We start from the raw sequence: 19,469 nt of genomic DNA, 5'->3' as shown, positions 1-19,469 counted from the left end.
TCGTCATGTTTCCACCTTAATCAAGTCAAAAAACACCTTCATGCCCAGAAAAGTGTGAGGTCAAAATAATTAAGGTATTTGTCCCACCATTTAAACTAGCTGAAATCTTTATGAATGTTCGCGAAAGTGATGCCAAACCAGCTACTACCTCATCAAAAGGATGGAGCAGTTGGCAAGAAAATTTAACTCTCATAGCCATCGCCCTATGTTTAGCAGTGATCATTAGAATATTTATCGCCGAACCCCGCTATATACCATCAGACTCCATGGTACCTACCTTACATACAGGCGATCGCTTAGTGGTAGAAAAACTCTCATACCGTTTTCACCCTCCCACCAGGGGAGATATTATCGTTTTTCAGCCCCCAGCAGAACTACAACGCCGGGGATATCCCCAAGACCAAGCCTTTATTAAGCGCATCATTGGTATCCCTGGTAAAATCCTCAAAGTCAGTAACGGTCAAGTTTACCTCGACAGTCAACCCTTAAAAGAAGACTACATTGCCGAACCCGCAAATCAACCATTTCCCCCCGTACAAATTCCACAAGATCAATATTTTGTCATGGGAGATAACCGTAACGATAGTAACGACTCTCGCTACTGGGGTTTTTTACCCAGACAAAATATCATCGGTCGCGCAGCATTTCGCTTTTGGCCCCTTGATCGCATAGGCTTAATTTGACTCAAAACCTGAGAAAATACATCAGCTTGGCGATGTCCTCACCCGGTAGCTCCAAGCGCCGCTGAAAATCCGCCAAGTTCGGGTAACTCCCAGCTGATAGACGATTTTGGACTATCGCCTCCGCCAGAGACACATCCATCCAGGGAATTTGCAATAATTGCTCAACGGTGGCAGTATTCAGATTAACTAACTGGTGAGGATAATCTAGAGATTCATTATCATAGTAAATAAAACTCAGTAGCGGCGCTAATGGTTCTAATCGCTGTATTGGCATAGCTAAAGCCGCCGCCACATCTTCAATACAATAAAATTTAACACCAGAGCGCGAAAGTTCCACAAGCGATCGCGCTTGGTGAATGGACAGACCAGGTAAGCGTAACCAATCGTCTACAGTTGCTTGATTAGCATCAATGCGAATTCCCAATTTTACCGCCAGACCAATTTCCTCCCCGGACTGTAATCGATAATAAGGGTCATTGAGGAGTTTAGCGCGGAGTTTTTGTAACTTAGGGTTTAAAGGTAGCCAGTTCATATTTGTTGCTGACATCAAGAAATTTGTTCTAGCAGCTGGCGGCGCTTTTGCTCAAATTCGTACTCAGAAATCAATCCATCTTGGCGCAGAGTATCCAACTCCCGCATAGCCTTAGCCATATCTTGTACCTGATTACCTGTAGAAATGGGATTATTCACTGCTGACCTACCCAAATTAAAATGACGATCAAAAGCCCCTTCATCCTGTGCCAAATACCACACCGCCTCAATAGCACTTGCTATCTTAGGGATAGGTGTCCAGGAAAGCAAAACATACAACACACCCCAAAAAGGTTGTCCCAAATAAAACTTATGTAACCCTGAAATAGTCAGCGTACCGGATAAAGCCAAAATAGCGGCAATGCTGCGACTTTTGCGTTTAGTTAACATATCTCCCATCCACCTAGCACTAGCACTTTCTACAGTCAAGTTTAAACCCAAATAAGTGGTTTCCAGAGAACTTTACCAGCTATATCTCAAAATTACGTCTGATAAATCATGGGTTTTACCCGGACAAATATCAACAGCCTCACCTAAGCGCAAAAAACCATAATTTTCGTAAAACGAGATAGCTGCAAAATTATCATAATTGGTAAAAACCCACAGTTCTTGAAATTTAAAACTCCCTGCATACTCGATTAACCTATCCATCATCATTGTTCCCCGTCCTTGTCTGCAAAACTGTGGACGCAAGCCAAACCATCCCATCCACACAACATGAGAGGGGCTATCACTTAATTGATAAAGACCCATAACACCGATTGATTCAGCCGCCAACTTAGCAATATATACCTCCCAGAAACTAATAGTGGCATCATGCTGGCCAATACCACACCACCTCAACATAGCTAAACTAAATTGATCCCCAAACTCCAACTCTTTTAAAAGCGGAATAAAATCTACAATATCTGTCGTTTGAATAATATTCAGACATTGATTATTAGACATACAAATTATCAGGTACAGTCATATTAATCACAATTCATGGAGAAAATACCACGCGAAAACCGCAGATCCTCAAACCACCATCAGACTCATTCCAGCTACGACTAGCGCTGCGACAAAGTTCGGCTGCAAAATTCCAAGAACCCCCACGCAATAGGCGACGATGAAAGTCACCACCAGCCTCCCACACACTACCATCCCCAGGCGCGCCACAATAGTTATTATGCCAAGTATCACCACACCACTCCCACACCTGCCCATGCATATCATACAATCCGAAGGCGTTGGCGATGCCAAAACTGCCCACATCGGTTGTTTCCTTGCGGTATTTGCTTTTTACATCCATACCATAACTATCCCCACTACAATTAACTAAATCAGTGGTAATCATTTCGCCAAAGTGGTAAGATGTAGTAGTTCCAGCGCGACAAGCGTATTCCCATTCAGATTCACTAGGTAACCGATATTTACGTCCGGTTTTTTCTGAGAGTCTAGCGCAGAATTCTACAGCCTCGTACCAAGATACGTTTTCTACAGGCCGATTAGCTCCTTTAAATTTCGAGGGATGTGGGTTTAAGCTTTGTTTGACTTCAGGTAAACCCGTTACAGCTTTCCATTGACCTTGAGTTATGGGAAATTTCCCCATAAAGAATGGTTTGAGAGTAACTTTGTGTTGAGGGCGTTCGTCAGCATCTCCTTCAAATTCAGGGGAACCCATCATAAAACTACCACCGGGAATTAAAACCATTTCCAGTGTGACTATTTCGTTTAATTTTTCGGTAAAAAATTTAGCCGTGGGTAAATCGCGGTTGACTTCTCTACCTGCTGTATCTACCGTCACTACTTCAAATTTAAAAGTTTGCAAAGGCGGTAATGAGGGTTTTATTTGTTTTGCTAGGGATGGTAATCGAATTAATTGAGGTAAAATAATTTCGCTAATTTTTGGTTCAACAACAGATTTTTTACTATCCTGTAAATCTTTTAGCACTTCCGAAGCCGATTGATATCTTTCACTAGCTAGATGTTTCAACAATTTATTTAAAATACGGCTTAAGTCATCGTTGATATACATCCCTTTTTTCTGTAATTCTTTTTGCCATAACCAATTACCATTCATGGCATCATAAAGAGGATCATGGATCTGTCCATAGGTATTTTGTATTGGTAAACATTGGGTTAACAGACGCACGCAAGTTACACCCAAAGCATATAAATCACTCCCATGACAAGGAAATCCAGCCATTTGTTCAGAAGGAGCATAACCAATGGTATAAATAACCGTCGCCTGTCGAGCTAAGGTTGTTTGTGTTACCTGCTTCGCACCACCAAAATCAATTAATACGGGTTTACCGTCACTTTCGCGGCGGATAATGTTGTCTGGTTTGATATCTCTATGAATAACGTTAGCACCATGAATAAATTGGATAACTGGTAATAAATCAGTTAAGAGTTGGTAAATTTGCTGTTCACTAAAAGGTTTTTGCTGAACCTCTTCTAACAGAGTCTTACCTTGTATAAATTCTTGCACAAGGTACAAACTAGAACCTTGTTCAAAATAAGCTAATAATCTCGGTATTTGAGTATGATTTTCTCCGAGTTCATACAACCGAAATGCCTCTTCTTTGAAGAATTGTGCTGCTTTATTACGTTGGATTGTTCCTTGAAATTGAGGAAAAAATTGTTTGATGACGCAAGGAGCATTTAGTCTATCTACGTCTTCAGTTTCATAAGTTCTGCTAAATCCACCTTCTCCTAAAAGCCTCAATACGCGATAGCGATTCCTCAGAAGTTTGCCAAAGTTACTGTGTCCGCAACTCATGCAAAATCTATTGTCTTCAGGGTTGAATGGATTAGAGCAATTGGGATTTTGGCAAATTTGCATAATGAGGAGGGAATAGCATCTTATCCAAACTTAGCCCCAATAATATCAAATTCAGAATACGTATTTAGAACAGTAACCTTGAATAAAATTGCCTATGCATATATACTTTTATGGCAAGATAGAAATGCATAAATTTTATAATTTTATTCTGTTTTCTGTTATAGTTCCTATTTAAATAGGCTTAGTCTTGAGATGAGATATTTTGATCACAACAGCAATGATATTGTAAAGGGCTTGAATTTGTCAAGGGTGCTTTATTTTGTTAATTCTGTACATAATGCCGGTTATTTTTTGTTATCAAAAGCAGAATACTCACACCATTGATATCAGCCTGCAATTATTTTCTGCAGCGACAAAAAATTCTCTAAGTAGGTTGTTATAATCGCTACAAATACTCTTGATAACCGAGCGGTTCCAGTCTAACTGTTTTTTTTGCGCTCAATATAGTCATCCTATTTGACTTGAAAAATTATCAGTGAGGAAAGGGAACACACCGAACAGGGAACAGGGAACAGAAATTGTTCATGAATCATTTAGGATTGCTATATCCACAATGTGTTTTTAATACCATTAAACCTTAACATTGTCAATGGCATAATTTCATACTTTTGGGGGATGACAACTGGAATTGTACCCCTACCTATGGGAGAAGGATAGATAAACTCTCTATTACTATAGGCTGGTGTGAAGAAAAATAACAGCATAAAAAAAATATCAATAAGTTATCTAAATAAATTGAATTTTGCCGAAAAAATCTCTGTTTTGAGCAACATTTTCCAGAAAATTATCAAAATTTGATTCCTGATATTTTAATCATCTATAACTTAGTTCCTCTTCTGAATAAAGCAATATTTCCCTACTAAGGTAGAAAGCAAATATAGGATATGAAACATACAATCTAAATTAATGTGCTTATTAAAAAGTACTAATGAAAGCCTTTATAGGCACTTATGAAACAGCACACAGATATGTCATTTTCATCTGATTTTGCAGGAGTTATGTAATGCGAATTGCTCAAGTTGCGCCATTAGTCGAGAGAGTACCACCTCTAGCATATGGGGGTATAGAGTTAGTCGTAGGACTACTAACCGATGAATTAGTTAGACGGGGACATGAAGTGACGCTATTTGCTTCGGGAGATTCTATTACCTTGGCGAAACTAGTATCAGTTCATCCCCGTGCTTTACGTCTCGACCCGGAGGTCAAGGAACCTAATATATACCAAATGTTACAACTAGGCTTTGTCTATGAGCGAGCTAAGGAGTTTGATATTATTCATTCCCATGTGTGCTGTTCAGCATTACCCTATGCCAATCTGATTAAAACACCCACGGTTCACACCTTGCACGGGATTTTTACCCCTGATAATCAAAAAATGTTTCAATATGGTAAACATCAACCTTTTGTGAGTATTTCCCATTCCCAGAGGGAACTCAGATTAGGGTTAAATTATGTAGCAACGGTTTACAATGGGATTGATGTTAATAGTTATAAGTTTCATCCCCAACCGGATAATCCGCCATACTTGGCGTTTCTAGGTCGGATATCTCCAGAAAAGGGTACACACCTAGCGATCGCCATTGCTCAAAAAACCGGTTGGCATTTGAAAATTGCTGGTAAAATAGATGCAGTTGATCGAGAATACTTTGAGCAAGAAGTCAAGCCACACATAGATGGTCAACAAATTGAGTATCTCGGTGAAGCGAACCATATCCAGAAAAATGCTCTCATGGGGGGTGCGGTAGCAACTCTTTTCCCCATCACTTGGCGAGAACCTTTTGGGTTAGTTATGGTAGAGTCAATGGCAGCAGGTACACCGGTGATTGCCATGAAACTAGGGTCAACTGTGGAGATCATTAAACACGGAAAAACAGGTTTCCTTTGCAATAACGTTGCAGATTTTCTTGAGGCCATTGATCAGGTAAAGCAGTTAGACCGCTATGTTTGCCGAGAGTATGTTAATCAGCACTTTAGCCTACAACATATGACCGATGGTTATGAAGCAGTTTATCAGCAAATTCTGGCAGGACAATCTGCTAAACATGGTCAAATCCCAGATGTAGTTAGTCTGGGTATGAGCAGTAATTGCTAGGATGGTTAATTTTTAGGTAGTTGAGCATGGGTATGTATTTGAACTCATGACCAATTACCTACCATTAAAGAAGAATCTTACGGACCAGAAAACACAGCTTGTTCTATATCTTCGCGGCTGAGAGAATATTTAAACGAGCGTTGGATATCTTGCTCATTTTCGCCAGATTTGATATACCTGACTGTAATTTGCTCAATATCAAGCCAGAGTTCAGCTTGCCAACCAGGGCGTTGTACACGCCAACAATGTAACTGGCTTTCATCCTGTTGACAGCCTTGGTTTTTGAGCCACTCTTCAATTTGTGGTAGCGGATGACTATATAAAGGTGTATCGGCACTAAGCATAGGAAAATTAGAAAAACAACTAAAAATTTACAAGTTTATATTCATCCTCATTTCTGCGGGAGTCGGGAGTTGAGAAATGTGGGTAATCTGTGGTTGGCTAAGTTGGGTAGGTATGCTGGTTTCACCACGAATAACAGCAACAGCGATCGCGACTAACACACAACCCACAAGGGTTAAGACCAAGAAAAATAATACAAAAATTTCTCCTGCTGATAGGGGGCGATCGCTAGCATCGAGATACATGGACTTTGAGAAATCATAGGGTTTACGCACCGGATGGTTTAAATCCGTTGGTGCTTGAATTACCCCAAACCGGGAATAGCCGATTTTCACATCATAACTTAAACGCCGTTCAGGATTACTGAGAGTAGCGTAAGCTTCGTTAATTTGCTGAAATTTAGCAGTAGCAACTGTAGCAGGTAATACTGTAGTATCTGGATGATACTGTTTACTCAGTTGCAAATAAGCCCGCCGAATATCAATGACCGATGCCGAGGGATGCAATCCTAACAGGGCATAATAGGTTATATTCTTGCTGATTTGTCGGTGTTTCCCGTTTTGACTCACGGCTGTGATTCACTCTGGTCAAATTCAGTTTTTTATATTCTAAAACTTTTCTGGGCTTTGCTGAATCCGCATAGTTCATCCATATAGCCAAAAACAAGGTTAATTCTTGGCATATGGCTATATTTGAACCCCTCCTGAGTCAGGAGGGAATAAATTACAGAGCATCCAGACACTGCTGGATCTTTTTCAACAGTGGCTCAGAGGCGATCGCATGGGCTAAATCCTGAGCATTGTGATAGTAACTGAGGGCTAACTTTTTGCGTTTAGTCCTAGCGTAAAATTGACCCATACTCAGCAGCGCGGAAATTTCTCCGAGAGAATCGCCAACTTCTTGATAAATGCCGATCGCCTGCTGATAGTATTTCATAGCTTGACGGTGATTCCGCAAGATACCGTAGGTAAAACCAATATTATGTAGGGTTGTCCCCTCCCCTGCGCGGTCATTCATAACCCGACGAGCCAACAAAACCTGATAGTAGAGTAACAGAGCCTTTTTAGGTTCTCCCAAATCACCATAGACAGAAGCAATATTATTTAAAGTAGTAGCTTCGGCCACCACATTTTTCACAGCGCGTTGAATCGGGAGTGCTGCTTGGAGAAATTCTAAAGCTTGCTCATACCGTCCTAATGTGCTGTAAGCATAACCAATACCATTGAGGGTAGTTGCTTCCCCAGAAAAATCTCCCAGTGAGCGACGCATAGCCAAAATTTGGTACTGTAGTAACAGGGAGCGCTTAGGTTCTCCCAACTTAGTGTAAATCAGTGCCACATCATTGAGAGTAGAAACCTCGGCGGGAATATCTTGTAAATCTCGAAAGATGTCTAACCCCTGGTGAAAATACTCTAGCGCTCGTGACAATCGCCCCAGACGGCTGTAAGTAGAACCCAGATTACTCAGTGCGATCGCTTCAGATCGCCTGTTCCCGATTTCCTCAGCCACTAAACGCGCTTGCTCAAAACACTCTAAAGCTTGTAGAGGTTGACAACAACTCAGATAAGCCAAACCGACATCATTCAACGTATGGCCTTCCCTAGCTCTGTCTGGGATAGATCGAGCTAACTGTAAATTCTCCGTGGCAAAATTGAGATATTCTTGAAACTGGCCTTGCTGGTAGTAGCGGTTAGCTTGGTTACGGCGTTGTTCCCATTCTTGGACTCGATTAAAAGCTTGCGTCATCTGACCCCGGTTACACTCTGCGATGAATTGGCAAGGGTTGGGAATGCACCCTCAAGAGGTTTCCCAATATTGAGTTAGTGGTTATTTTCTCCCTTTAGAGATAAAAAGTAAATAGAATTGCAATAAAAAAATATATCCTGAGAGGATGTTTTAAAAGGTATGATTAGTGTATCAAATATTGTTTTACCCCCACCCTCCCCATTCCCTTCACAAGGGAATGGGACTTGATTTTGTTTCTTCCGGTGTGTTCTCTGTTCCCTGTTCTCTAATCCCTGTTCCCTGTTCCCTGTTCCCTGTTCTCTAATCCCTGTTCCGGTGTTCCCTGTTCCGGTGTTCCCTGTTCCCTGTTCCCTAATCCCTGTTCCGGTGTTCCCTGTTCCCTGTTCCCTAAGATAAAAATTACCTGTTGAAAACTTATAAAACATCCTCTGAGAAATAACACTGATGACTGGGGAATCAGGTGACAAAAAAGAGTATAAAGAATACAAGTATGGGTTTACCCGTGGTTATCTGTCGTTAATTACTGCTGACGAATCCACAGAGCCAACCCACCCCCACGACCGCGAGCTGCAATCAAATCAGGTGTAACCAAAAAGAAAGCAAAAAAAGGCTAGCCAATAGCTAGTTATTTGCTAATAATAGATTATATATGCTGATAAATGCTAAGATAGTGGTATGGCTTATGTACCACTACGAGAAGCAGTCAAACAACTGGGACTGCACCCACACACTTTAAGGAAGTACGCAGACAATGGCAAGATTGAAAGCATCAAAAACGAAGCAGGACAAAGACTTTTTAACGTTGAATCCTACCTCCGTGGTGCCACTAGAACTTCCATTGTCTGCTACTGCCGAGTTAGTTCAACCAAGCAACGAGACGACCTTGGTAGACAAATCGCCTATATGCAATCACTCTACCCAGATGCCGAAATCATCAAAGATATCGGCAGTGGAATCAACTTTAAAAGAAAAGGACTGCAAGCCCTACTGGACAGACTTATGCGGGGAGATCAGCTCACGCTTGTTGTTACCTGTCGTGACCGACTCGCGAGGTTTGGATTCGAGCTTATTGAGTACATGGTCGAGCAAAACGGTGGACGAATCGTGGTTCTCGACAACACTGTACATTGCCCAGAGTCAGAACTTACCTCGGATCTTCTCTCCATCCTCCACCTCTTCTCTCGTCGGATGCACGGACTCAGGAAGTACAGTAAAAAAATCAAGGAAGATCCGGATCTTCCTCACAACCGAGCAGAAGCAGATCGTTAAACAGTGGTTTGGTGTGTCCAGGTTTGTTTACAACACCACCGTCAAACTGCTGCAAGACTCTAGCATTAAGGCTAACTGGAAAGCGATTAAGACTGACATATTGAACGGACTACCAGAATGGAGTAAATCAGTCCCTTATCTTAAATCAATCGCCATCAAAGATGCTTGTAAGTCTGTCAGCAATGCCAAGAAAAAGTTTAAAACCGGTGGTGGTATTAGCAAGATTAAATTTAGGTCAAGAAAAGACGCTGTACAATCTTGCTACATTCCCAAATCCGCAGTAAAAGATGTGGGAATTTACCACACTATATTAGGTAAGGCAACCTTGAAAGAAGCCTTACCACAAAGCTTTGGCGACTGTCGTTTAGTATTTGCATACGGTGATTACTATTTGACAGTTCCAGAGGATGTGCTGCAACAGAAGTCTGATAACCAAGGACGTGTTGTAGCACTTGACCCCGGTATCAGAACGTTTATCACCTTCTTTTCTGAATGTAGTTTTGGGGAAATTGGCACATCTGCTAATTTACAAATCCAGAAGCTGTGTTTTCGCTTGGATAAGTTAATTTCTAAATTCACTCAAGCCAAGTGCAAACAAAGAAGAAGAATGAAACTTGCTGCTAGTAGACTGCGAGGTAAAATCAAAAACCTTGTAGACGAATTGCACAAGAAAACTACTCGATTTTTGGTTGATAACTTTGACATGATTTTACTGCCCACCTTTGAAACATCCCAAATGTCTCAGAAGGCGAAACGACGAATTAGGTCAAAGTCAGTGCGCCAAATGTTGACACTCTCTCACTACCGATTTAAGTGTTTTCTCAAGCATAAGGCTTTTGAGACTAATAAAGTAGTGATGGATGTGAACGAAGCGTACACATCAAAAACAGTCAGTTGGACTGGTGAAATCATCCCCAACCTTAGTGGTGCTAAATTCGTTAAGTCTCCATCTGATGGGCGGGTAATGAGCCGGGACATAAATGGTGCGCGAGGGATTTTCCTCCGTGCATTGGTTGATACGCCCTCTCTTAAAGAGTGTATTTGTTAGTGAATGTTAGCAAAAAAGTATCGGTAACTTAGCGATAGGCTGATCATAGAAATCCTGAGCTTCACCCCGACCAGAGCTAAACCGCCCACTGTAGACCTTACCACCAAACAGGTAAAAAAGCAGACAATTAAAGTCAAAGGCTAGCAAATTTTGCTTACCAAAATAACGTGCTAGTCCGGTCAGTTGTAATAAAACTGGGCCTAACTGTACCTGATTACCAATTTCACCCTTACCGGAATCTGGCTCTACAGTCGCACTAAAAGAAATCTGAATAGTCACAAACTTCGGCACATACAAACCCTTCCCTAAGACAATTCCACCTCGTTTTTGAGCCTTCTTGGTTCCAGTAGCAAAACAAAGTTGCCATTTACCTAGTAGAGATGTAAAAGGATAACTCAGCCGTTGCTGTTTAGCAGACTTTTCAGCTTGTAACAACGCATTGACAACGGTTTCAGCAGTGGGACGCACCCCGCCGCCGCCATATGCAGCCACACATTGACATAGCGTAGATGTAAAATCAGCCATGGAGTTTAGTATATTTCTGTTAAGGAATTGGTAAAACAGCCTGCGATTATAGCATAATAGGAGGACAAGTTTACCTAAAACTCGCGGTTGCTGTTAGTGTGGTTTGAGTAGAGTGTCAAGAATAACTCAACTGACCTGTAGAGCTTGCGAGGTGAGAAAATGGACGCTAAAAGAATCCGAAACCTTTATGCAGCAGGAGAGCGCACATTTAATAGAGCCAGTTTACATCAAATAAATCTTAGTGCTGCTAACTTGAGTGGTGCTAATTTTATGGAAGCTGACTTGAGTGGAGCTAACCTGACACAGGCGAATTTGACTGAATGTGACTTTACTCGAGCAAATCTCACAGATGCTGATTTAAGTGGAGCCGAATTGAACGGTGCAAACTTGACTGAAGTCAACTTAATTGGCGCTGAACTAATTAGGGTTAACCTGCAACATTCTAACTTAACTCGTGCAGATTTGCGCAGTGCAAATTTAGAAATTGCCAACTTAGGATATGCTGACCTGAGTGAAGCCCAAATGAGTGGAGCCAACTTAAGAAACGCTAATCTGAGGAAAGCCAACTTAAGCGGGTGTAATATCAATGAAGCAGAACTAAACGGTGCAGACTTAACAGGGACACAACTAAGTCAGCAAGAGAAAGCTGAAGAAATAGCCCATATAGGAATATCTCATAAATGGGTGACTTGGGCTGGTAGTTATTGCTATTCTTAGAACTCTCAAGAGTTTTCCTCATCCTCAATTACCCAACCCCTCTCCTTAGCAAGGAAAGGGGAGAGTTTTTCAACAGATGTCTAATAAACTAAGGGTGACATACCGCGCATTTGACGCAAAGCATTAATACACTGTGGACAGTCACAGTTAAATAAGTCAACCGCCATATCACTTTCTTCAATATTAAACCCTAGCAAGGGAACTTCATTTTCATCGCTAGAAAACTCTAATCCGGGTTGATATTCAGGGATTTTAGCCAATACAGAAGCTCTCACACACACAGGACGCCATATATGGTCATTTTGTATGCAGCTGAGTTTGTCTGTGTTGTCTGGTTCTGTTTCTGCGGCCTGGGCTTGATTTGCCATTGCTCCCATAGCGAGAATTGAGCTAACTAGCATGGGAGTAGAAAGTAAACTCAGTATAGTCTTTTTATTCATCGGGGTTCCTTGTAAAACAATCTAAAACGATCCTGACTGCTGAGATTATCCGATTAAATCTTACGATTTAAGTAAATCTTAATCAGGAATGCCAACGAGTCGTACCATCTGGTTGATCGATTAATGTAACGCCGAGTTCCTGTAATTTTTGACGAATGCGATCGCCCTCCGCAAAATTCTTAGATTTACGGGCTGTTTGTCGCTGTTGGATTAAAACTTCAATTTCCCCATCAGTTAACCTGCTAGGGGCGACAGTGGGGGCTTCTGGTGCTGCTTCCAGTCCTAATACCCCAGCTAAGGTGACTAAAGTTTGCCATTGCTGCTGAATTTCTCCTGGGGTCAGGTCTGTTTTTCCTTGGTGAGTTAACAGATTGCTTTGACGGCGTAACTCCTTAGCCAGTTCAAATAAAACCGCCAATCCTCCCGGTGTATTAAAGTCATCATCCATAGACCCTTGAAAACTCTCGATATAGGGATTAGGGATTAACTCTTTCCCGGTTTCCAGTCCCAGCTTGTCACCGTACTGATAGCCAAATAGTAACCCTTCCTTGAGGGTTTTCCAGGCATTTTCCGCCGAGGCGATCGCCTCTTTAGTAAAATCCAAAGGGCGGCGATAGTGTCCCTGTAGGATAAACAATCTTACCACCATCGGGTCAACACCTTGATCCAGCAACTCTCGAATTGTGGTAAAATTCCCCAAAGACTTAGACATTTTCTCACCATTCACCGTTACCATACCATTGTGTATCCAGTAACGCGCCAACGGTTTACCAGTCACCACTTCCGATTGGGCGATTTCATTTTCATGGTGGGGGAATACTAAATCACCACCACCGCCGTGAATATCAATAGTATCCCCTAGTAATGACCTGACCATAGCCGAACATTCAATGTGCCATCCTGGACGACCTGAACCCCAAGGTGAACTCCATGCTGGCTCCCCCGGTTTAGCCCCTTTCCACAGAGCAAAATCCGCCGAGTTTTGTTTTTTCTGTCCTGATGGGTCTTCTACATCTACCCGCCCACTAGCCCCGGCTTGCATATCTGACACATCCCGCCCTGACAGTTTACCATATTCACAGAATTTATGCACATTGTAATAAACATCACCATTGGTGGCGTAGGCATAACCTTTTTTTTCTAATTCCTGAATTAATTGGTGAATACTGCTGATATTTTCCGTTACACGGGGATATGCTGAAGCATCCATCACATTTAACCGTCTGATATCCTCAAAGTAAGCATCTATGTAGCGTTGGGAAACTTCCTCCATGGAAGTTCCCTCTAAATTAGCGCGGTTAAGAATTTTATCATCAATGTCGGTAAAGTTTTGCACATATTCAACCTCGTAACCGCGCCATTGAAAATACCGGCGTACTACGTCCCAACCTATATAAGAGCGTGCATGACCCAGATGACAGTAATCGTATACCGTGACACCACAGCAATACATTTTCACCTTACCAGGTTCTTGGGGTTGGAATGGTTCTTTTTTATGGGTGAGGGTATTGTAGATGGTCAGGGTCATAATTAATTAGTAATTAGTCATTTGTACAGAATTAAAGAAACAGCTTCTCGCCCCTGTGTGACAAGCAATGTCACCGATTTGCTCAACTTTGATCAAGATAGTGTGCCGTCACAGTCATACAAAAATTCTTTGACTTTTTGAATGTGCCCAGATGTAGCCCCTTTGTGCCACAATTGGGAACGCGAGCGACTCCAGTAATGTGCTTCACCTGTGGCGAGGGTTTTTTCTAGGGATTCCTGATTCATCCACGCCATCATTAACACCGTACCATCTTTATAGTCTTGGGCGATCGCCGGAATTAATCCTTGACTATTAAATTGTAATTCTGAAATTACCATAGTTTCTCTCCTCACTGAATTTTCACATTAGAGTATTTAATCAATTTATTTAATACTTAAGCAAAAATAGTTTTTATGGTATATTCAGTTACATTGTATTTTGATCATGTAGAGACAAGAATTCTCCCATCTCTACACTTACTACCGCAGCTATATAGATACAGCCCTATGATAACTATTTAATGAAAGTTAGCACTATGGCGGATTAAATTCATAAATTCTTCGCGAGTCCGACCATCTTCAGCGAAAATTCCCCGCATAGCACTGCTAACAGTCCAAGAACCGGGTTTTTGCACCCCGCGCATCACCATACACATATGGGTTGCTTCCACTACTACCGCCACACCTTGGGGTTTGAGTAGTCTTTGCAATGCGTCAGCAATTTGGGTAGTCAGACGTTCCTGTACTTGTAAACGTCGGGCGTACATTTCGCAAATGCGGGCTATTTTAGATAAACCGATGACTTTACCATTAGGTATATAAGCCACGTGAGCGCGGCCAATGATCGGTAGGATATGATGCTCACAGGAACTGAAAATATCGATGTCCCGAACCAACACCATTTCATTGGCGTCTTCTGTAAATACTGCACCATTGAGCAGTTCATCCAAAGATTCAGTGTATCCCTTTGTAAGAAATTTCAAGGCTTTCATCACTCTTTTGGGAGTGTCTTTGAGTCCTTCGCGGTCTGGATCTTCACCTAATCCAATCAACAAAGTCCGTACAGCCTGCATCATTTCTGCTTCTGTTACTTTTGGTTGCTTTTGAGCAACTAAAGACGATAGTACCTGATCGGCAGAAGTTAGATCGGGACGAATCGATAAAGTCATTTTTTGAGTTTTATAAGGAATGTTTTACTGAAGTGGTCAGTTGTTCAGATGTCGGTTGTGATTTACCGCTGACTTACCCTGACTCATGAATGAGTGTAACATAACTTTACACCCTCTCATCATATCAAACATTTATGCAAATGAGAGTTAATTTCACTAGGGTTCAAATTTCTCCCAATAAAAACGAGTTGATTTTTACGTGGACTACACCAGTTGTCAGCGTGTAAATTATAACGTGGTCCGCTGAGTTGAAAAATATGGCGTAAATCACTATCATCAAACCACAGTATACCTTTAGCACGAAATACACCCGGTGGCATTTCCTCAGTCAGAAAAGCTTCAAACCTGTGAACATCAAAGGGGCGATCGCTCTGGAAGGAAATAGAAACAAACCCATCATTATCTAAATGATCTGAGTGATGATGGTGATGTTCATGGTGATGATGGTGATGATGGTGATCATGCCCCTTGTGTTCATCTTCTTCTACAATTGAGAGATAATCTTGTTTAGGTGTTAAATCTGTATCTAAAAGTAATGGTAACGGCACCTCTCCATATTGAGTGTGCAAAATTTTTGCCCCAGCTTTGACCTCATAGATGTAGTCTTCCACTTCTTGAAGTTTAGCAGGAGTTGCCAAGTCAACCTTATTGAGAAGAATAATATCACCATACGTGATTTGCTTCAAAGCCGATTCACTTTGAAAATGTTCAGCGTCAAAAGCTTCTGCATCCACCAAAGTAATAATAGAATCGAGGTTAGTTAAATCTCTGAGTTCCGTACCTAAAAACGTGAGGATAATCGGTAGCGGGTCAGCTACCCCAGTAGTTTCAATCACCAAATAGTCAATACGGTCTTCTCTTTCTAATACCCGATAAACAGCATCAACCAAACCATCATTAATGGTACAACAAATACAACCATTACTGAGTTCCATCATGTCTTCATCTATAGAAACCAGCAATTGGCTATCAATATTAATATCCCCAAATTCATTCACCAAGACAGCAACTTTTAAATCTTGTTTATTTTTGAGGATTTGATTCAGGAGTGTAGTTTTACCACTTCCTAAAAATCCAGTAATCAGAGTTACCGGCATTCCCCGCTTAGGAATCTCCGGTATAATATTTGTTTGAGATGGTGTGAGAGTAGTCATATGATCTTTGTTGGTGATCAAGTAAGTTTTGTCATTCCTGGGGGGTAGAATACCAACCCCATAAGATTTATAATTTTCAGGATTGAAAGGATTATCCGCACAAAGAGTGAAAAATCTAGATTAAGCCCTTAGAAGCGATCGCTTCCTGTAGCCGTGGTAAAATTTCATCGATGGTCAATACACCTAAATCGCCATTTTGTCTAGTGCGGATACTCAAAGTCTGATTTTCCACTTCCTTTTTACCGATAACCGCCACTACGGGGATTTTTTCTAATTCAGCTGTGCGGATTTGCTTACCCAGTCGTTCACCACTATAATCTACTTCTACCCGCATCCCGGACTGTTTGAAAGTAGTAGCGACAGATTGCGCATATTCGCGGACATCATCACTAACGGGTAAAAGTCTGATTTGTACTGGTGCTAACCATAGAGGAAAATCCCCAGCATAGTTTTCGATTAATATCCCAAAAAATCGCTCTAAAGAACCAAAGATAGCCCGATGAATCATAATTGGTCTTTGGCGATCGCCTTCTGGGGTAACATATTCCATATTAAAGCGTTCCGGTAAGTTAAAATCAACTTGAATAGTGGAACATTGCCAACTACGACCAATGGCATCTTTAATTTTAATGTCGATTTTAGGGCCATAAAACGCCCCACCACCTTCATCAATAAGATAGTCCCAACCCTTAGTATCTAATGCTTGTTTAAGTGCAGCAGTAGCTAACTCCCAAACATGATCATTTCCCACTGATTTCTCAGGACGGGTAGATAAATTAACTTCGTAATTAGTAAAGCCAAAGTCTGACAAAATCTGTTCTGTGAGATTTAAAACTCCCAGAATTTCCGGTGCTATTTGTGCAGGTAAACAGAAAATATGACCATCATCTTGAGTAAATCCCCTTACCCGCATCAAACCGTGTAAAGCACCAGAACGTTCATAACGATAAACAGTACCCAGTTCACACATCCGAATGGGTAGCTCTCGGTAGGAGTGGAGTTGATGCTTATAGGTGAGGACGTGGAAAGGACAATTCATCGGTTTGAGTTGATATGCTTGTTGTTCCACATCAATGGAATCAAACATATTTTCTCTATAGAAATCAAAGTGACCCGATGTTTTCCACAGTTCCAAATTAGCTACATGGGGGGTATATAGTAGTTGATAGTCGGCTTCTAAGTGCGATCGCTTCCAGTAATCTTCAATGATATGGCGGATTTGCGCCCCTTTAGGATGCCAAAAAACTAACCCACCACCAGCATCTTCTTGAATACTAAATAAATTCAAATCTTGACCGAGTTTTCTGTGGTCACGCCGTAATGCTTCCTCTCGTTGTTTTAAATAAGCTTGTAAATCTTCTGGAGTTTCCCAAGCTGTACCATAAATGCGTTGTAGCATCGGCTCAGTTTCATCACCTTGCCAATATGCACCCGCCACATTTAATAATTTAAAAGCATCGGGGTGAATTTCCCCGGTAAAGTTGATATGGGGTCCAGCGCACAAGTCCCACCAAGAGTTATGATTAACCATCCCCCCTGATGCAACTGTAAATAATGACGGTTCAGGCTGCACAGGAACATCAGGACTACCGATAAAATAACGGGTAATAATTTCATCTGGGGGGATGCGTGCTAAAATATCCCCTTTGTAAGTTTCCCCCAAGTTAGTAATTTCTGTTTGAATTTCCCCACGTTGTACCTCTTCGCGGATGATGGGTAAATTAGCCTGAATAACCCGCCGCATTTCCAAGGTAATTTTTTCCAAGTCCTCCGGGGTAAAACTCACAGGAGCATCAAAATCATAATAAAAGCCTGTTTCTGTCACCGGTCCAGTTGCTACCTTAGTCCCTGAAAATAGCTTCTGCACAACCATAGCCAAAATGTGGGCGCAGGTGTGACGAATCCTGATGAGCTGTTCATGGTCTTGCTGGTGCAGTTTCTCCTCAGACGGGATGATTGAACTAACCATAGCCGTAAAATAATGATAACCGTTATCATTATATCCCACAATTAACCAGATGAGATTAATCTTTCCTGAAAATCATCCCCAAATCAGGATGGGGGAGCGATCACCCACCAGAGTATAAATTATAACGGCAAAATCAGGCATTTCTAGATCATTAACTCAGAAGTAGTTTTATACAGTTTCATCCTGCAAATTCCAGAGCTTTGCAATGGCTTCAAGTTCCTTAATAATCAATTCCGTTTGATGCAAAATATTTTGGGCATTTTTAGGATTTTTCCGAAATCCTGCGTGTAACACATCATTACGCAGATTAGCCAAGTTTAATTCACCACCCCAAAGTCTGTTTAATTGTTTCTTTTTTTCCTTGGGAATATTAGACCATTCTACCAGATATTGAGATTCCTTAATAAGGATACCATCTTTATCCTTAATTTTACCTCCAGTTAATAATAGTTCCATTTCCTCCCTATATCCTTTATCTAATGGATCTAACTGAAAGTGATAACATAACAAAGAAGGTAGCCATTCCCGCGCCATAGATAAGGCTTGAACAATTTGTCCTTTCGCCGCGTACCACTCGACAATTTTCAGTTGTCGTAATAAAGATGATTGTGGGTAATAGCGATAATCTGTTGAGTTAAACAAGCCAAAACTACCATAATCTTTTTCTACACGCTGCAACAAAGCTGCAAATGGTGGTACAGTTTGAGAAACCATTGGTGCTGCTGCTAGAATACGTTCAGGTAATATTGCTGATTCTTGAATAACATCCATGGGACGTAAAAGCTGTAAACCTTGTGCAATTCCTTCGATACTGACTGCTAAATCCTTAGCTGTAGAGTCACCTTGATCAAGTAAGCTTGCTAATGCTTGTCCATTTCCTGTTTTAATGAACTGGTCAGTAGCAGTCGTCCACTCCAATAAGCTAACTATGGGTAAAAGGTCAAATATAGGGGTTTTATTATTAGTTTTGGCATCAAATGCACCATATATTAGGCCTTGAATCTCGACTTGACGGACAACACGTAAATAACTAACAGCAATTAATGCTAAAACAGGTAGAGAACGAAAGCCATTTGTAATGTCAAATACTACTCTATCACCCTCTTCTAAACAGTCCGTTAACATTTCAAATAGTTTCCAGATATCTGAGGTACTGTGTCCTTCAGGTACATTATTTATTGGTTGTAAATTAACTTTATCGCCAAGTTTCTTCTTGAGTGTTTCCCAACTAGATTCTGTCTCATTATCTGGAATACCTGTAGCTGCTGTATTCGTCAATAAAACATAAAGAGTATCAGGTTGGTAAAATTCTACTAAAGCTTCTTGAATAAATTTAGTTTTATATTCCCCAGGAGCAATGGGATTGAGGTAAGTAGTTTCTTGATAACCTCTTTTGTTAAAGCCGAGAAATGAAATCGCCTTCATAATAT

The 19,469-nt window shown here is 41.2% G+C and carries 19 protein-coding genes and 1 pseudogene; 5 read left to right on the top strand and 15 right to left on the bottom strand.

All coding sequences use genetic code 11. The features are described 5' to 3' along the window. Window positions 1–110: 110 nt before the first annotated feature. A complete protein-coding gene (gene lepB / locus AC6IZ0_RS18610) occupies window positions 111–683 on the top strand; it encodes a signal peptidase I (protein ID WP_497724331.1) in 573 nt (190 codons plus the stop codon). A 1-nt stretch (window position 684) separates the two neighbouring features. On the opposite strand, the gene AC6IZ0_RS18605 is transcribed toward lepB, so the two are convergent. The 4 genes from AC6IZ0_RS18605 to AC6IZ0_RS18590 form a co-directional block, all read right to left on the bottom strand. Further along, window positions 685–1,215, bottom strand: a complete 531-nt coding sequence (locus AC6IZ0_RS18605) for a ComEA family DNA-binding protein (protein ID WP_271731558.1) — start codon at window positions 1,213–1,215, stop codon at window positions 685–687. Window positions 1,216–1,229: 14 nt separating this feature from the next. Further along, a complete protein-coding gene (locus AC6IZ0_RS18600) occupies window positions 1,230–1,604 on the bottom strand; it encodes an NINE protein (RefSeq protein WP_271731571.1) in 375 nt (124 codons plus the stop codon). Window positions 1,605–1,676: 72 nt separating this feature from the next. Next, the gene (locus AC6IZ0_RS18595; RefSeq protein WP_271731559.1) at window positions 1,677–2,162 is read right to left on the bottom strand and encodes a GNAT family N-acetyltransferase; all 486 of its coding nucleotides are present in this window, start codon (window positions 2,160–2,162) and stop codon (window positions 1,677–1,679) included. Window positions 2,163–2,196: 34 nt separating this feature from the next. Next, window positions 2,197–4,041, bottom strand: coding sequence for a bifunctional serine/threonine-protein kinase/formylglycine-generating enzyme family protein (locus AC6IZ0_RS18590; RefSeq protein ID WP_497724330.1), 1,845 nt, complete (start codon window positions 4,039–4,041; stop codon window positions 2,197–2,199). A gap of 1,003 nt (window positions 4,042–5,044) precedes the next feature. Between AC6IZ0_RS18590 and AC6IZ0_RS18585 the strand changes: the two genes are divergently transcribed. Then, window positions 5,045–6,133 (top strand): glycosyltransferase family 4 protein, encoded by a 1,089-nt coding sequence (locus AC6IZ0_RS18585; protein ID WP_497724328.1) that lies wholly within the window; start codon window positions 5,045–5,047, stop codon window positions 6,131–6,133. A gap of 77 nt (window positions 6,134–6,210) precedes the next feature. Here the strand turns inward: AC6IZ0_RS18585 and AC6IZ0_RS18580 are convergent, their stop codons facing one another. From AC6IZ0_RS18580 to AC6IZ0_RS18570, 3 genes are all read right to left on the bottom strand, one after another. Continuing rightward, complete coding sequence (locus AC6IZ0_RS18580) at window positions 6,211–6,477, bottom strand: DUF3143 domain-containing protein (RefSeq protein WP_271762949.1); 267 nt, start codon at window positions 6,475–6,477, stop codon at window positions 6,211–6,213. Between the two features lie 27 nt (window positions 6,478–6,504). Next, a complete protein-coding gene (locus tag AC6IZ0_RS18575) occupies window positions 6,505–7,044 on the bottom strand; it encodes a J domain-containing protein (protein ID WP_497724326.1) in 540 nt (179 codons plus the stop codon). A 154-nt stretch (window positions 7,045–7,198) separates the two neighbouring features. Continuing rightward, complete coding sequence (locus tag AC6IZ0_RS18570) at window positions 7,199–8,221, bottom strand: tetratricopeptide repeat protein (RefSeq protein ID WP_497724325.1); 1,023 nt, start codon at window positions 8,219–8,221, stop codon at window positions 7,199–7,201. A 675-nt stretch (window positions 8,222–8,896) separates the two neighbouring features. Between AC6IZ0_RS18570 and AC6IZ0_RS18565 the strand changes: the two genes are divergently transcribed. Together AC6IZ0_RS18565 and AC6IZ0_RS18560 are read left to right on the top strand one after the other, a co-directional pair. Beyond that, window positions 8,897–9,490, top strand: a complete 594-nt coding sequence (locus AC6IZ0_RS18565; protein WP_497724324.1) for an IS607 family transposase — start codon at window positions 8,897–8,899, stop codon at window positions 9,488–9,490. Next, the gene (locus AC6IZ0_RS18560) at window positions 9,375–10,538 is read left to right on the top strand and encodes an RNA-guided endonuclease InsQ/TnpB family protein (RefSeq protein ID WP_497726105.1); all 1,164 of its coding nucleotides are present in this window, start codon (window positions 9,375–9,377) and stop codon (window positions 10,536–10,538) included. The genes AC6IZ0_RS18565 and AC6IZ0_RS18560 overlap by 116 nt, the downstream gene beginning before the upstream one ends. A gap of 6 nt (window positions 10,539–10,544) precedes the next feature. Here the strand turns inward: AC6IZ0_RS18560 and AC6IZ0_RS18555 are convergent, their stop codons facing one another. Further along, window positions 10,545–11,063, bottom strand: coding sequence for a hypothetical protein (locus tag AC6IZ0_RS18555; RefSeq protein WP_497724323.1), 519 nt, complete (start codon window positions 11,061–11,063; stop codon window positions 10,545–10,547). Window positions 11,064–11,222: 159 nt separating this feature from the next. On the opposite strand from AC6IZ0_RS18555, the gene AC6IZ0_RS18550 reads away from it, so the two are divergent. Beyond that, window positions 11,223–11,780, top strand: coding sequence for a pentapeptide repeat-containing protein (locus AC6IZ0_RS18550; RefSeq protein ID WP_497724322.1), 558 nt, complete (start codon window positions 11,223–11,225; stop codon window positions 11,778–11,780). Window positions 11,781–11,860: 80 nt separating this feature from the next. Here AC6IZ0_RS18550 and AC6IZ0_RS18545 read toward each other — a convergent pair whose 3' ends face one another. From AC6IZ0_RS18545 to csx2, 7 genes and pseudogenes are all read right to left on the bottom strand, one after another. Then, complete coding sequence (locus tag AC6IZ0_RS18545) at window positions 11,861–12,220, bottom strand: hypothetical protein (RefSeq protein ID WP_497724320.1); 360 nt, start codon at window positions 12,218–12,220, stop codon at window positions 11,861–11,863. Window positions 12,221–12,302: 82 nt separating this feature from the next. Beyond that, entirely contained in the window at window positions 12,303–13,748 is a 1,446-nt protein-coding gene (gene cysS, locus AC6IZ0_RS18540) for a cysteine--tRNA ligase (protein WP_271731322.1), read from the bottom strand. A 36-nt stretch (window positions 13,749–13,784) separates the two neighbouring features. Continuing rightward, window positions 13,785–14,086 (bottom strand): annotated as a pseudogene (gene hisI / locus AC6IZ0_RS18535) (phosphoribosyl-AMP cyclohydrolase); the annotation flags it as partial. Window positions 14,087–14,265: 179 nt separating this feature from the next. Next, window positions 14,266–14,916, bottom strand: a complete 651-nt coding sequence (folE, locus tag AC6IZ0_RS18530) for a GTP cyclohydrolase I FolE (RefSeq protein ID WP_271731320.1) — start codon at window positions 14,914–14,916, stop codon at window positions 14,266–14,268. A gap of 119 nt (window positions 14,917–15,035) precedes the next feature. Further along, window positions 15,036–16,070 carry a CobW family GTP-binding protein gene (locus AC6IZ0_RS18525; protein ID WP_497724318.1) on the bottom strand — a complete coding sequence of 345 codons (1,035 nt, stop codon included), beginning with the start codon at window positions 16,068–16,070 and terminating at the stop codon, window positions 15,036–15,038. Between the two features lie 115 nt (window positions 16,071–16,185). Further along, the gene (gene thrS, locus AC6IZ0_RS18520) at window positions 16,186–18,039 is read right to left on the bottom strand and encodes a threonine--tRNA ligase (protein ID WP_497726104.1); all 1,854 of its coding nucleotides are present in this window, start codon (window positions 18,037–18,039) and stop codon (window positions 16,186–16,188) included. A 168-nt stretch (window positions 18,040–18,207) separates the two neighbouring features. Then, the gene (csx2, locus tag AC6IZ0_RS18515; RefSeq protein WP_497724316.1) at window positions 18,208–19,464 is read right to left on the bottom strand and encodes a TIGR02221 family CRISPR-associated protein; all 1,257 of its coding nucleotides are present in this window, start codon (window positions 19,462–19,464) and stop codon (window positions 18,208–18,210) included. Between the last annotated feature and the right edge of the window lie 5 nt (window positions 19,465–19,469).

Source organism: Anabaenopsis sp. NIES-4685, assembly GCF_059725405.1.
The sequence above is the reverse complement of the archived record's forward strand: the minus strand, read 5'-3'. Positions and strand labels throughout refer to the sequence as shown.

Coding starts and splice junctions, on each gene's coding strand:
- lepB (WP_497724331.1), top strand. CDS start 111: ATGAATGTTCGCGAAAGTGATGCCAAACCAGCTACTACCTCATCAAAA.
- AC6IZ0_RS18605 (WP_271731558.1), bottom strand. CDS start 1,215: ATGAACTGGCTACCTTTAAACCCTAAGTTACAAAAACTCCGCGCTAAA.
- AC6IZ0_RS18600 (WP_271731571.1), bottom strand. CDS start 1,604: ATGTTAACTAAACGCAAAAGTCGCAGCATTGCCGCTATTTTGGCTTTA.
- AC6IZ0_RS18595 (WP_271731559.1), bottom strand. CDS start 2,162: ATGTCTAATAATCAATGTCTGAATATTATTCAAACGACAGATATTGTA.
- AC6IZ0_RS18590 (WP_497724330.1), bottom strand. CDS start 4,041: ATGCAAATTTGCCAAAATCCCAATTGCTCTAATCCATTCAACCCTGAA.
- AC6IZ0_RS18585 (WP_497724328.1), top strand. CDS start 5,045: ATGCGAATTGCTCAAGTTGCGCCATTAGTCGAGAGAGTACCACCTCTA.
- AC6IZ0_RS18580 (WP_271762949.1), bottom strand. CDS start 6,477: ATGCTTAGTGCCGATACACCTTTATATAGTCATCCGCTACCACAAATT.
- AC6IZ0_RS18570 (WP_497724325.1), bottom strand. CDS start 8,221: ATGACGCAAGCTTTTAATCGAGTCCAAGAATGGGAACAACGCCGTAAC.
- AC6IZ0_RS18565 (WP_497724324.1), top strand. CDS start 8,897: ATGGCTTATGTACCACTACGAGAAGCAGTCAAACAACTGGGACTGCAC.
- AC6IZ0_RS18555 (WP_497724323.1), bottom strand. CDS start 11,063: ATGGCTGATTTTACATCTACGCTATGTCAATGTGTGGCTGCATATGGC.
- AC6IZ0_RS18550 (WP_497724322.1), top strand. CDS start 11,223: ATGGACGCTAAAAGAATCCGAAACCTTTATGCAGCAGGAGAGCGCACA.
- AC6IZ0_RS18545 (WP_497724320.1), bottom strand. CDS start 12,220: ATGAATAAAAAGACTATACTGAGTTTACTTTCTACTCCCATGCTAGTT.
- cysS (WP_271731322.1), bottom strand. CDS start 13,748: ATGACCCTGACCATCTACAATACCCTCACCCATAAAAAAGAACCATTC.
- folE (WP_271731320.1), bottom strand. CDS start 14,916: ATGACTTTATCGATTCGTCCCGATCTAACTTCTGCCGATCAGGTACTA.
- AC6IZ0_RS18525 (WP_497724318.1), bottom strand. CDS start 16,070: ATGACTACTCTCACACCATCTCAAACAAATATTATACCGGAGATTCCT.
- thrS (WP_497726104.1), bottom strand. CDS start 18,039: ATGGTTAGTTCAATCATCCCGTCTGAGGAGAAACTGCACCAGCAAGAC.
- csx2 (WP_497724316.1), bottom strand. CDS start 19,464: ATGAAGGCGATTTCATTTCTCGGCTTTAACAAAAGAGGTTATCAAGAA.